This window comes from Isoptericola jiangsuensis (assembly GCF_048320105.1).
Lineage (GTDB): Bacteria > Actinomycetota > Actinomycetes > Actinomycetales > Cellulomonadaceae > Isoptericola > Isoptericola jiangsuensis_A.
In genome coordinates this window covers 2,254,358-2,267,259 of the sequence record NZ_CP182942.1, presented here as the reverse complement: position 1 = coordinate 2,267,259, position 12,902 = coordinate 2,254,358, and the positions used below count along the sequence as shown (strand labels likewise).

The 12,902-nt window shown below is 73.0% G+C and carries 11 protein-coding genes; 9 read left to right on the top strand and 2 right to left on the bottom strand.

Going from position 1 to position 12,902, the window contains the following annotated elements:
* The first annotated feature begins 154 nt into the window (after window positions 1–154).
* The 5 genes from ACNHYB_RS10600 to ACNHYB_RS10580 all read left to right on the top strand — a co-directional run bounded on the left by ACNHYB_RS10600 (window position 155) and on the right by ACNHYB_RS10580 (window position 4,829).
* The gene (locus ACNHYB_RS10600) at window positions 155–1,729 is read left to right on the top strand and encodes a sodium-dependent transporter (protein ID WP_418275309.1); all 1,575 of its coding nucleotides are present in this window, start codon (window positions 155–157) and stop codon (window positions 1,727–1,729) included.
* Entirely contained in the window at window positions 1,726–1,893 is a 168-nt protein-coding gene (locus tag ACNHYB_RS10595; RefSeq protein ID WP_418275308.1) for a methionine/alanine import family NSS transporter small subunit, read from the top strand. Before ACNHYB_RS10600 ends, ACNHYB_RS10595 begins: the two co-directional genes overlap by 4 nt.
* A gap of 197 nt (window positions 1,894–2,090) precedes the next feature.
* Complete coding sequence (locus tag ACNHYB_RS10590; protein WP_418275307.1) at window positions 2,091–3,017, top strand: transporter substrate-binding domain-containing protein; 927 nt, start codon at window positions 2,091–2,093, stop codon at window positions 3,015–3,017.
* Between the two features lies 1 nt (window position 3,018).
* Entirely contained in the window at window positions 3,019–4,014 is a 996-nt protein-coding gene (locus ACNHYB_RS10585; RefSeq protein WP_418275306.1) for an amino acid ABC transporter permease, read from the top strand.
* Between the two features lie 47 nt (window positions 4,015–4,061).
* Window positions 4,062–4,829, top strand: a complete 768-nt coding sequence (locus tag ACNHYB_RS10580; RefSeq protein ID WP_418278029.1) for an amino acid ABC transporter ATP-binding protein — start codon at window positions 4,062–4,064, stop codon at window positions 4,827–4,829.
* A 105-nt stretch (window positions 4,830–4,934) separates the two neighbouring features.
* On the opposite strand, the gene ACNHYB_RS10575 is transcribed toward ACNHYB_RS10580, so the two are convergent.
* The gene (locus ACNHYB_RS10575) at window positions 4,935–5,681 is read right to left on the bottom strand and encodes a hypothetical protein (protein WP_418275305.1); all 747 of its coding nucleotides are present in this window, start codon (window positions 5,679–5,681) and stop codon (window positions 4,935–4,937) included.
* 159 nt (window positions 5,682–5,840) lie between these two features.
* On the opposite strand from ACNHYB_RS10575, the gene ACNHYB_RS10570 reads away from it, so the two are divergent.
* The 3 genes from ACNHYB_RS10570 (at window position 5,841) to ACNHYB_RS10560 (ending at window position 7,854) form a co-directional block, all read left to right on the top strand.
* Window positions 5,841–6,374, top strand: a complete 534-nt coding sequence (locus tag ACNHYB_RS10570; RefSeq protein WP_418275304.1) for an RNA polymerase sigma factor — start codon at window positions 5,841–5,843, stop codon at window positions 6,372–6,374.
* A complete protein-coding gene (locus tag ACNHYB_RS10565) occupies window positions 6,374–7,153 on the top strand; it encodes a hypothetical protein (RefSeq protein WP_418275302.1) in 780 nt (259 codons plus the stop codon). Before ACNHYB_RS10570 ends, ACNHYB_RS10565 begins: the two co-directional genes overlap by 1 nt.
* A 185-nt stretch (window positions 7,154–7,338) precedes the next feature.
* Window positions 7,339–7,854, top strand: coding sequence for a hypothetical protein (locus ACNHYB_RS10560; RefSeq protein WP_418275301.1), 516 nt, complete (start codon window positions 7,339–7,341; stop codon window positions 7,852–7,854).
* Window positions 7,855–7,920: 66 nt separating this feature from the next.
* Here the strand turns inward: ACNHYB_RS10560 and ACNHYB_RS10555 are convergent, their stop codons facing one another.
* Window positions 7,921–9,045, bottom strand: coding sequence for an excalibur calcium-binding domain-containing protein (locus ACNHYB_RS10555; protein ID WP_418275300.1), 1,125 nt, complete (start codon window positions 9,043–9,045; stop codon window positions 7,921–7,923).
* A gap of 86 nt (window positions 9,046–9,131) precedes the next feature.
* On the opposite strand from ACNHYB_RS10555, the gene ACNHYB_RS10550 reads away from it, so the two are divergent.
* The gene (locus tag ACNHYB_RS10550; RefSeq protein WP_418275299.1) at window positions 9,132–12,902 is read left to right on the top strand and encodes a TM0106 family RecB-like putative nuclease; all 3,771 of its coding nucleotides are present in this window, start codon (window positions 9,132–9,134) and stop codon (window positions 12,900–12,902) included.

Below are 12,902 nucleotides of genomic sequence, written 5' to 3'. Positions count from 1 at the left end.
TGGTGAGACGCCGGAGGGGCCCCGGAAGCCCGTCCGACGGGCGGCGCAGGCCCCTGACGTGCGCTTCGACGTGCCAGTGTGACGCGTGACACGCATGATCGAGGGCAGGACTCAGCTTGACGGACGACGACCCGGCACGAAAGGTGTGTGACCCGTGAGTGCTGAAACACAGGCCGCCCCGCGCGAGCAGTTCACCGGACAGGTGGGATTCATCCTGTCGGCGATCGGCTCGGCCGTGGGCCTCGGCAACATCTGGCGGTTCCCCGGCGTCGCGTACGAGAACGGTGGCGGCGCCTTCATGGTGCCGTACCTCGTCGCTCTGCTGACGGCCGGCATCCCGATCCTCTTCCTCGACTACGCGCTGGGCCACCGGTTCCGCGGCGGCGCCCCGCAGGCGTTCCGCCGGGTGAAGGGCTGGCTGGAGAGCCTGGGCTGGTTCCAGGTCATGATCTGCATCCTCATCGCCGTGTACTACGCGGCCGTCATCGCGTGGGCGGGGAGCTTCTTCGTCTACTCGTTCGGCGAGCAGTGGGGCGACGACGCGGCGTCCTTCTTCGTCGGGGACCACCTGCAGCTCGCCGACGTCGGCGGCGCGGACCCCTGGTTCACCTTCGACTTCGTCGCCGCCGTCCTCATCCCGCTGGCGCTCGTCTGGGTCGCGGTGACCGTCGTGCTGGCCGCCGGCGTCGTCAAGGGCGTGCAGCGCGCCAACGTCATCTTCATCCCGCTGCTGATCGTCGCCTTCGGCATCCTCGTCATCCGCTCGCTGTTCCTCGAAGGCGCGATCGACGGGCTGAACGTCCTGTTCACGCCGGACTGGGGCGCGCTCGGCGACCCGGACGTGTGGATCGCGGCCTACGGGCAGATCTTCTTCTCCCTGTCCGTGGCCTTCGGCATCATGATCACCTACGCGTCCTACCGCCGTCGCCGGTCGAACATGACCGGCCCGGGCCTGGTGGTGGCGTTCTCGAACTCCGGCTTCGAGCTGTTCGCCGGCCTCGGGGTGTTCTCCGCGCTCGGGTTCCTGGCCGCCCAGGAGGGCGTGACCGTCGCCGACCTGGACTTCCAGGGCGTGATGCTGGCGTTCGTCACCTTCCCGACGATCGTGTCCCAGATGCCCGCCGGGGCGTTCTTCGGTGCGCTGTTCTTCGGCTCGCTGGTGATGGCCGGGTTCACCTCGCTGGTGTCGATCCTGCAGGTCGTCTCCGCCGCGCTGCAGGAGAAGTTCGCGCTGTCGCGCCGGGCGGCCACGCTCGGCATGGGCACCGTCCTGGGCGTCGTGTCCGTGGTCGGCTTCGGCACGACGACGGGGCTGATCCTGCTCGACACCGTCGACGCGTTCGTCAACAACATCGGCATCGTGGCCTCGGCGATCTTCATGTGCGTGTTCGTCGTCTGGGTCTACCGCCGCGGACCCGAGCTGCGCTACCACCTCAACGCCGTGTCCACGGCGCAGATCGGCCGCTGGTGGTACGCCTGCGTGGGCCTCGTCGTGCCGGTGATGCTCGTCGTGATGCTCGTGCAGTACGTCATCCAGCGCATCGACGAGCCCTACGGCGAGTACGACGAGACGTACCTGCTGTACGCGGGCTGGGGCTCGGTGCTGCTGCTGTTCGTCGGCGCGATCGTGTTCACGCTGCCGCGCTGGCGCGGTCCTGACGCGTTCACCGCCTGGCCCGACTATCCCCCCACCCAGGACGCCGCCGTCATGAAGGAGGCCACCCGATGACCACCGAGGCCATCCTGATGCTGATCGTCGCTCTCGTCATCGTGTGGGGAGGGCTCGTGCTGAGCATCCTGGCCCTGCGCGCCCGCCCCGAGCGGGCTGACTACCCCGCGGGCGGGTACGACGACGCCGGCGAGGAGGACGCGATCGTCCGGCACGACACGTAACCGACGGGCACGGCGGGGGTCGGGAGAACTCCGGACCCCCGCCGTCGTCTCACGGTCGTCCCACGGACGTGACGGATGCCACGGCGGCCGGGTTTGGCCCGCGTCGAATATCTATTCATACTGCTGCATAGGCGCGCCGCGGTGTCCCTACCCGGGACCCGCGGCGCACACCCCACAGAACCCCCTGGGAGAACGCCATGCGCATCCGCACCGCCCTGCCCCTGTCCGCGCTCGCCGTCGTCGGCCTGCTGACGGGCTGCACCACCGCCTCGCAGGACCTCGGCTCCACCTCCACCTCCACCTCCACCGACGGTGCAGAGGCCGAGGCCTTCGACCCCGCCGCCGTCGCCGAGGACCCCGAGCTCGCCGCGATGGTGCCGGACGCCGTCGCCGAGGACGGCGTGCTCACCGTCGGTGCCGAGCTCTCCTACGCGCCGGCCGAGTTCCTCGACGCCGACGGCGTCACCCCGGTCGGGTTCGACGTCGACATCGCCGCGGCCGTCGCCGCCACCCTCGGCCTGGAGTCGAAGGTCGAGCCGTCGACGTTCGACGCGATCATCCCCGCCGTCGGCACCAAGTACGAGGTCGGCATCTCCGGCTTCACCATCGACGCCGAGCGCCTGCAGGTCGCGCACATGGTCAGCTACTTCGACGCCGGCTCGCAGTTCGCCGTGCAGAGCGGCAACCCCGACGGCATCGACGCCGCGGACCTGTGCGGCACCGCCGTGGGCGTGCAGACCGGCACCGTGCAGCAGGGCGAGCTCGACGAGCTCTCCGCGCAGTGCGAGACCGACGGCGCCGAGCCGATCGAGGTCCTGCCGTACGACTCCCAGGCCGACGTCACCACCAACCTCGTCGGCGGCAAGGTCCAGGGCATGTACGCCGACTCCCCGGTGACGGCCTACGCCGTCGAGCAGGCGGACGGCGCCATCGAGACCCTCGGGGCCATCACCGACGCCGCCCCGTACGGCGTCGTCGTGGCTCAGGACGACGACGAGCTCGCCGCCGCCGTGCAGGCCGCCCTCCAGCAGCTCATGGACGACGGCACCCTGACGCAGATCCTCGACGGGTGGGGCAACGCCGAGGGCGCGCTCACCACCGCCGAGCTCGACCCGAGCCTCTGACATGAGCACCGAGGCCGCCGGGCAGCCGCTGCCCGAGCCCCTGCACGCCCGGCCGGTTCCCCGGCCGGGCCGCTGGGTCTCGGGCGCGGTCGTCGCCGTGCTCGCCGCCATGGTGGTGCACGCGCTGATCACCAACCCGAACTTCCGCTGGGACACCGTCTGGCTGTACCTGCGCGACGTCAACGTCGTGCGGGGCGTCGGCTGGACCCTCGTGCTCACGTTCGGCTCGATGGCGATCGCGATCGTCCTGGCCGTGCTGCTCGCCGTCATGCGGCGCAGCGACAACCCGGTCATGCGCTGGGTGGCGTGGGTCTACATCTGGTTCTTCCGCGGCACGCCGATCTACACCCAGCTCGTCTTCTGGGGCCTGATCTCCGTGCTGTACCCCCGGCTCAGCCTCGGTGTCCCGTTCGGGCCGGAGTTCTTCACGTTCGACACCCGCGACGTGATCACGGCGTTCTGGGCCGCACTCATCGGTCTCGCCCTCAACGAGGCGGCCTACCTGGCCGAGATCGTGCGCGCCGGCCTCGGCTCCGTGGACCCCGGCCAGTCCGAGGCGGCCCGCGCGCTGGGCATGAAGGAGTCCAAGATCCTGCGCCGCATCGTGCTGCCGCAGGCCATGCGCGTCATCGTGCCGCCCACGGGCAACGAGACCATCTCCATGCTGAAGACCACCTCCCTGGTGGTCGCGGTGCCGTTCACCCTCGAGCTCACCTACGCCACGAGCGCCATCGGCACCCGCACCTTCCAGCCGATCCCCCTGCTCATCGTCGCGGCCCTGTGGTACCTGCTCATCACCTCGGTCCTCATGGTGGGCCAGCACCACCTCGAGCAGCACTACGGTCGCGGGTTCGACGGCGGTCGCACGGGTCGGGGACGACGGCGCGATCCTGGACGCCCCGGCGGGCCCGGCGGTGACGGCCGGCTCGGCCGCCAGGAGGCGATCCGGGCGGCCGGCACCACCCAGGACGACCCCTTCGTGGAGGTGACCCCGTGAGCGAGACCCCCGCGACTCCCGCGACGCCGTCGGGCGCCGACGTGGCGATGGTCGAGGCGCGCGACGTGCACAAGGTGTTCGGCCACGGGGAGGACGCCCTGCACGTGCTGCGCGGCGTCGACCTCGTGGTGCCGCGCGGCAGTGTCACCGTGATCCTCGGGCCGTCCGGGTCCGGCAAGTCCACCCTGCTGCGCTGCCTCAACGAGCTGGAGCAGATCACGGCGGGCTCCGTGCGGATCGACGGCGAGCTCCTCGGCTACCGGTACGACGACCAGGGCGTGCTGCACCGGCTGCACCCGAGGAAGATCGCCGCCCAGCGGTCCCGCATCGGCATGGTGTTCCAGCGGTTCCACCTGTTCGGCCACCTCACCGCGCTGGAGAACGTCGCCGAGGCGCCCGTCCAGGTCCGCGGGCTGTCCCGGGCCGAGGCCCGCGAGCGCGCCGGCGAGCTGCTGGCCCGCGTCGGCCTGACCGACCGCGCCGACCACTACCCGGCGCAGCTCTCCGGTGGTCAGCAGCAGCGGGTCGCGATCGCGCGCGCGCTCGCGATGGACCCCGAGCTCATGCTGTTCGACGAACCGACGTCGGCGCTGGACCCCGAGCTGGTGGGCGAGGTGCTGCACGTCATGCAGGACCTGGCCGCGTCCGGCATGACGATGGTCGTGGTGACGCACGAGATCGGGTTCGCCCGGGAGGTCGCCGACCACGTCGTCTTCATGGACGACGGCGTCGTGGTCGAGGAGGGTCCGCCCGCCACCGTGCTGGACTCGCCGTCCGAGCCCCGGCTGCAGGAGTTCCTCTCGCACGTGCTGTGACTCGCCGGCGCCGACCATGCCCTCTGCACGGTCGAACATGCCCTGGCGGCCCGTCCGGTCGACCGGACGGGCCGCCAGGGCATGTTCGGCGCAGGGGGGTGGGGGTCAGAGCTTGGCGCAGGCACGACCCCAGTCGGTGTGGCCGATGGTGACCTTCTTCCAGATGTGCGCCGAGTAGCCCGAGTAGCCCGCCCGGGTCTTGCCGATCGAGCGCGTCATCCCCGAGCTCCACGTCATGTCGCTGCCCGTGAGCCAGGTGGACCCGCGGTAGCAGCTCGACGACGACGTCGGGATCTTGTAGATGCGCAGGAACCCGCTGACCGAACCGGAACCGTCGTAGCGCCACGAGTTGTAGACGATGCCCGAGCTCTTGGAGATGCAGATGGTCCCCGGGCCGTGGGTGGTGGCGCACGTCGATCCGCTGCCGATGGCCGTGGTGCTCACGTCGGTGGCGAGGAGCCCGTTCGCGCCCGCCTTCTTCGCGAGGGACTCGGCGGTCGGGTTGTCGCAGTCCTCGACCATGTCGGCGCGGGCCGTCGCCAGGTCGGCGGGAGCGCCCACGGACGCGTTGTAGGCCGCGTCGACCTCGGTGACGATCTCCAGCTCCACGAGCTCGCAGCCGCGTCCCGCGGACGCCGCGGCCCAGTCCGTCGCCTCGATGGTGGCGCGGTCCTCGGCGGCCCACGCCTCCCACCGGGCGTCGCTGCTCCCCGGCGCGGGCAGATCCCCCTGATCCGTGGAGGCCTCGGTTCCCTGGGCGGCGGCAGGCGTCATCGCCGCCACCGAGAAGGTGGCCGTCAGGGCTGCGGCCCCGATGCCGGCAGCGACCTTCCGGACGAGGTTCTTGCGCATGCTGAGCTCCTCTTGTCGTCGTCGACGATCCGCGCACGACAGGGAGCGGACCGTGCACGAGCGTAGCGGGTGTATGGATCGGGGCAACGGACTTCATTACGGTATGTAGCACCGGGCCCTCTGCCGGCAATGAACCAGGAGAAGGACGAGAGGACGAGAGTGGACGACGATCAGGCGCGTCGACGGTTGACGCACCTGTGGGTCCACCATCACGAGGACGTCGTGCGGTTCGTGACCCGCCGCGCGTCGCCGGAGCTCGTGGACGACGTCGTCTCGGAGACGTTCCTGGTCGCCTGGCGAAGGGTGGACGACGTGCCGGTGGAAGCTCGACCGTGGCTCTACGGCGTCGCGCGCAACGTGCTCTCGACGCACGTCCGCACGCACGGACGCTGGCGGGCGCTCGGGGTCCGGCTGGAGCAGGAGCCGACGACGGCGGTGCACGGCACCGACGACGTCGCGATCGACCGCGCGGACCTGCGGCGCGCCTGGGAGCTGCTCAGCGACGGCGACCGGGAGGTCATCGCCCTGGTGGCCTGGGACGGGCTCAGCACCATCGAGGCGGCGTCGGTGCTCGGCTGCCGGCCCACCACGTTCTCCGTGCGCCTGACCCGGGCGCGCAAGCGTCTGCTCGCCTACACCGAGGTGCCGCGGCAGACGGCCGACGTGCTGCGGAACCTGCAGAGGGAGGCATGATGCGGTCGCCGCTGATGGACGAGCTGTCCGACCTCGACCCGGCACGCCACCTACGGGCGCCGGGGACGCCGCAGGACGAGGCGCTGCACGAGATCCTCGGTGCGGACCGCGCCGTCCCCGTCCGGCGGCACCGGCCCGCGGGCGTCTGGGCCGGGGCGGCCGCGGTCGCCGCCGTCGCGGTGGCCGTGGGTGTGACGTGGGCGTCGACGTTCGGTGCGCCGTCGGCGTACGCCACCTGGACGGCGGTACCGACGGCGCCCGCACCGGCCGAGCGGGCGACCGCGCAGGAGCTCTGCCCGACGGCGGTGCCGCGCATCGTCTCCGGCGCCGACGGGTCCGCGGCCCCGGAGCTCGTGCCGACCGCCCCGGTGCTGACGGAGGTCCGCGGCGACTACACGTACGTGCTGCAGGCCGGTGACGGGGCTGTCGGCGACTGCTTCGTGTCGGCCGCGGACGGCGACCCGGTCGTCTACACCTCCGGCGAGGCGGACGGGACGGTACCGGACCCCGGGCCCGGCGACGTCGTCACCATGCAGAGCGGGGTGGCGAGCTGGTCGCAGACGGACGCCGGCGAGGGCGCCGTCACGTCGGCGTACGGGCGGGCCGGCGAGGACGTCGTCGCGCTCACCGTCACGCTCGACTCCGGCGAACGCGTCGAGGCCACCGTCGACGACGGCTGGTGGATGGTGTGGGCCCCGGGGGAGGACGCCTTCACGGGCCCGGCCGAGGTCACGCTCGACGACGGGACGACGGAGCAGGCCGCGCTCACCGTGGGGTGACCGGCTGTCCCGGCCGGGTCGGCTGTGTCAACGGGGTCGGCTGGGCACCGCCTCGCAGCGCCTCGGGTGTGACCCTGCAGGTCACCGCGGGTGCTCCGACCTGACGGATGTCATGCCTGGCCCGTGCGTGGCGCACGGAATCTCGTGGGTCACGACACTGCCGGTCGGGGGCGGCCCGCCACAGGATGGAGACGTCGTCCGATCCCGATCCTGGAGAGTCCGCCGTGCTGGAGAACCTGCAAGAGCTCACCGAGTCCCTGCCGACCCTGCTGCAGTGGGTCGGGGTGATGCTGGCCGGCGCGATCCCGTTCGTGGAGTCGTACTTCGGGTCGTTCCTCGGCATCGTCGCCGGTGTGCCGCCGGTCGTGGCCGTGCTGGCCGCGGTGGTCGGCAACGCGCTGTCGATGGTGGGCTTCGTGCTCGTGGCGTCCCGCGTCCGGACGGCGGCGGGGAACCGTCGTCGCAAGCCGGACTCCCCGCGCCGGGTCAAGCTGCGCCAGCGGTTCGACCGGTACGGCGTCGCCGGGGTCAGCCTGCTCGGGCAGACGATCCTGCCCAGCCAGATCACCTCGGCGATCATGGTGTCGTTCGGTGCGTCCGTCCGGGCCGTCATCGCCTGGCAGCTCGTCTCGATCACGCTCTGGGGCGTGCTCTTCGGCGTCCTGACCGTCCTGGGGATCGACGTGCTCGCGTTCGCCTGACCCGCCGCCCGCCTTCGTCTCGCCGGGCCCGGCCGCTCCTCGATCTCGGGTGCTCCCCGGGCCCGGCTACTCCCCGGGCTCGCAGGCGACGCCGTTGTTGTTGCCGTCCAGGCCCCCGCGGTACCCGGGCTGGCCCTGGTTGATGGGCGCGACACCGGCGTTGCGGGCGTCGTCGCAGCTCCAGTAGAACCACTGACCGTTGCCCTGGTCGCCGCCCTGGTTCTGCTGCTGCTGTTGTTGTTGTTGCTGCTCGGCCTCCTTGGCCTGCTCGTCGATCTCGTTCTGGCGGGAGGTGAGCTCCGCCTCCTTCTCGTTGACCTCGGCCTCGCGCTCCTTGAGCGAGCTCTCGCGCTCGTCGAGGTCGGAGGCGCGCTCATCGAGGGCGGCGTCCTTCTCGGCCACCTCCGCCTCGAGGTCGGCCGCGGCCGCGACCTGGCGCTCGGAGTCGATGACGGCCTGACGGGCGTCGGACGTCTGCATCATCGAGAACAGGACCCCCACGATGACGCCGAGCGCGAGGCAGGCGACGGCCACGCTGGGGATGAACCACGGCGGCTGCCGGCGCCGGACCGGTCGCGCCTCCGAGCCGCCGCCGCCCGGGCTGCCGGCTGATCTCGTGGCGGCGCGCGCCGGAGGTGGCACCGGCGTCGTGGCGCGCTCGGTCGGGTGCGGGTCGTGGATCGGGACGGCCGGACCGTTCCCGGAGCGCGTCCGGGACCGGGTGCCGGCGGCCGGGGCCGACGCCGCCGACGGCGCCGTGGGGGAGAGCAGCGCCGTCGCCTCGGCCGCGGGGGTGGGTCCCGGCGCCGAGGAGACCGACGTCGCCGACACGGGCGAGGCAGATCTGGACGACACCGACCTGGACGACATCGACCTGGACGATGCCGACCTGGTGGCCGCGGGCGCCGAGGAGACGGAGGTCGCCGACACTGGCGGCGCGGGCGGCGGCGGGGGAGCGGCGGAACGGACCGGCGCGAGGATCGCGGTCGCGGACGGGTCGGCGTGCCGGGACGGCGGCATCGAGCCCGGCACCGTGGCGGGCATCGGCGTGTGCGCGGGGGTCTCGTCGGTGACCCAGTACTCCCAGCCGGGCGGCGCGGGGGGCCAGGAGGGGTCCGGTGACCAGCCCGCGTCAGGACGGAACCCGGGCGGCACCTGCCAGCCGGGCGGGGGGTTGAATCGCGCGGTCATCATTCTCCTTCGGCGTCGTGCGCGCCCCACTATGGCGGAAACCTCCCCCCGAGGTCCATGTCGGGGGGCGCTGGTAGACCTGGGGCATGTTCCTCCTGGGCGCCGCCGGCACGCTCGACAGCACTCCCGACCGTGCGTCTGACCATGCGTCTGACCATGCGTCCGACAGTGCGCCCGACGACCGGCTCGGCGGGCGTGGCCCCCGCATCGTGCACTCGCCGAGCGACCTCGTGGTCGCGGCCGAGTGCGAGCACGCCCTGCTGCGCCGGCTGGACGAGCTGCTGGGCCGTGCCCCTGCCCGCCCCCGGGAGCAGGACGAGATGCTCCGCCGCACGGCAGAGCTCGGGGACGCGCACGAGCGCACCGTGCTCGACGCGCTCGTCGACCGCTTCGGGTCGCCGCCCGCTGACGGCGGTCCCGGCGGCGTCGTCGAGCTCCCTGCCCCGGCCTCGACGTCGGTCGACGATCTGATGGCGGCCCACGCGCGCACCCTCGCCGCCGTGGAGGCGGGGGCCGACGTCGTCTACCAGGCGTCCTTCTTCGACGGGACGTTCCACGGCCGGGCCGACTTCCTGGTCCGGGACGTGGCCGGTGCCGGACCGCGGTACGCCGTGTGGGACACCAAGCTCGCGCGGCGGCAGAAGGTGCGGGCCGTGCTGCAGGTCGCCGCCTACGCGGACCAGCTGCTGGCCGCGGGCGTGGACCCCACCCCCAGCGCACACCTCGTGCTCGGCACCGGGGAACGCACGTCGCACCTGCTCGACGAGATCCTGCCGGTCTTCCGGGCACGGCGTGACCGCCTGCTCGAGGTCGTCGCGGGGCACCTGGGAGACGACGGACCGGCGCGGTGGGGTGAGCCGGGGCACACGGCGTGCCGTCGCCTCGGGTCGTGCCCGGACTGCGCCGAGGGCGCCACGGCCCGGTCGGACGTGCTCCTGGTGGCGGGCGTCCACGGCCCGCAGCGCGCCCGTCTCGTCGAGGCCGGGATCACCACCATGACGGAGCTCGCGACGGCGACCCACCGGCCCCGGGGCATGTCGCCCGAGCGTTTCGACGGGCTGCGGCGGCAGGCCGGGCTGCAGCTCGGCACCGACCCAGGACACGGGGCGGTGCAGGTCGGCACGCCGGAGGAGCCGGCCGAGCTGCGCTGGCTGCTCACCGACCCGGGGGCCGTGGAACGGCTCCCGCCGGACAGCGACGGCGACGTGTTCTTCGACTTCGAGGGCGACCCCCTGTGGACGGAGCGAGCGTCGGCGGGCCCCGCCGCGGCCGGCGTCGACTACCTGTTCGGCTGGATGACACGGGATCTCGACGCCCAGGGCCGTCCGTCGTTCCACGCGCTGTGGGCCGACTCCCTGGCCGAGGAGGCCCAGGCTCTGGTCCGCTTCGTCGACGACGTCAACGCGCGGCGCCGACGCTGGCCCGACATGCACGTCTACCACTACGCCTCCTACGAGCGCACGCACCTGCTGTCGATCGCGGCGCGTCACGGCGTGTACGAGGACGAGGTGGACGAGCTCCTGAGCTCCGGGGTGCTCGTCGACCTGTACGCGACGGTGCGGTCGGCGCTGCGCATCTCGCACCGATCGAGGTCGATCAAGAAGCTCGAACCCCTCTACATGGGGGACGAGGCCGCCCGCGCGGGGGTGACGGACGCCGCGACGTCGGTCGTCGAGTACGCGGAGTACTGCGAGCTGCTGGCCGCCGGCGCGTACGACGAGGCCGCCCGGCGGCGCGCGGAGATCCTCGACTACAACCGGTACGACTGCCTCTCCACGCTGCGGCTCCTGGACTGGCTGCGGTGGGCGCACGACGAGGTGGTCGGTCCGGTCGAGCGGGTGGTGGCCGCCCCGCTCGAGCTCGGTGAGGACGAGCCCGTCGACGAGGCGCGGGCGGCACGCGAGGAGCTCGAGTCCGAGCTGCGGGACGTGGTCGAGCACGCGCACCCCCACGAGCACGCCGACCGTGCGGCGGTGCGCGCCCTGAGCCTGCTCGGCGCGGCCGTGGGCTACCACCGCCGGGAGAGCAAGCAGTTCTGGCAGTCGCACTTCCAACGGATGCAGTCACCACCCGACGAATGGCCCGGGCGGCGCGCCGCCGCTGTCGTCGAACGGTGCCGGGTGCTCACCGACTGGGAGACGGAGCCCGGCAAGCGGGCGCCGTCGCGCCGCCTCGCGCTGACGTGCCAGGCGGTGGAGGGCAGCGAGCTGCGCGAGGGCGTGAGCGCGTTCCTGCTGTACGACGTGCCCTGCCCGCCGGTCGTCGGCGAGGCGGGCCCGCTGGCCCAACGCTGGTTCCACGGCAAGGTGGCGATCACCGGCGTCGAGCGTGTCCTCGAGGCGGGGCGCGAGCTCGACGTCTTCACCGTGCGCGAGCACGTCGCCGCCGGCCAGGGCACCCACGACGACGTGCCGTGCGCGCTGAGCGTCAACAGCCACGTGCCCGCCGGCACCCTGGAGTCGGCGACGAGCGAGGCGGGCCGGGCGGCGTCGGACGCCTGGCGTGCCGGTGCGGCCTCGGGCACCGCGATGGCGGACCGTCTGCCGGCCGGGCCGATGACGGACCTGCTGCAGCGGCGGGCGCCGCGGGTCCCCGGCGGCCTGCCCGTCCCCGCGGTCGGGGCCGACGGCGAGCCCGACGTGGTCGCCGCCGTCGAGGAGGCCGTGCGCCGCCTCGACCGGTCCTACCTGGCGGTGCAGGGACCGCCCGGGACGGGCAAGACGTACCTCGCGTCGCACGTGATCGTCGCCCTGGTGGAGGCCGGGTGGCGGGTCGGGGTCGTGGCGCAGTCGCACGCCGTCGTGGAGAACCTGCTCGGCGGTGTGCTGCGTGCCGGGGCGTCGGCCGACCAGGTCGCGAAGAAGCTGCCGTCCGGGGCCGCGGTCTCCCGGGCGGGCAACCCCTGGCAGGACGTCGACGCCGACGGCCTGCAGAAGTTCGCGGCGCAGGCCGCCGACGCGGGGCACGGGTGCGTCGTCGGCGGCACCGCCTGGGACTTCGCGCACGAACGCTGGGCCCCCGGGGGCCTCGACCTGCTGGTCGTCGACGAGGCCGGGCAGTTCTCGGTGGCCAACACGATCGCCGTCGCGCGCGCCACCAGCCGCCTGCTGCTCCTCGGCGACCCGCAGCAGCTGCCGCAGGTCTCCCAGGGCACGCACCCGGACCCGGCCGTGGCAGGGTCCGCGCTCGGCTGGCTCGCCGACGGGCACGAGACCCTGCCCGAGTCGCTCGGGTACTTCCTGCCCGCGTCGCGGCGCATGCACCCCCGGCTCTGCACGGCGGTGTCCCGCCTCGCGTACTCCGGGCGCCTGCACGCCCACCCGACGGCGGGTGACCGGTCGCTCGAGGGTCTGGCGGCCGGCGTGCACGAGGTGCTCGTCGACCACGAGGGCCGTGCCGTGTCGTCCGTCGAGGAGGCTCAGGAGGTGGTCCGGCAGGTGCAGGGAGTGCTGGGTCGCGCCTGGGTGCCGTCGGCCGGGGCGCCGTCACGGCCGATCGCGCCGGACGACGTCATCGTCGTCGCCGCCTACAACGCGCAGGTGTGGGCCGTGCGGCGGGCCCTCGCCGAGGCCGGTCTGGACGCCGTGCCCGTCGGCACGGTGGACAGGTTCCAGGGGCAGGAGGCCGCGGTGGCCGTCCTGTCGATGGCGGCGTCGTCACCGGACGAGGTGCCGCGAGGGATGGGGTTCCTCCTCAGCCGCAACCGGATCAACGTGGCGGTGTCGCGGGGCAAGTGGTGCGCGATCGTCGTGCGTTCCCCGCGCCTGACCGACTACCTGCCTCGCTCCGTGGAGGATCTCGAACAGCTCGGCGCGTTCCTCGCGCTGGTGGGCCCGGCACGGACCCACCAGCGCTGA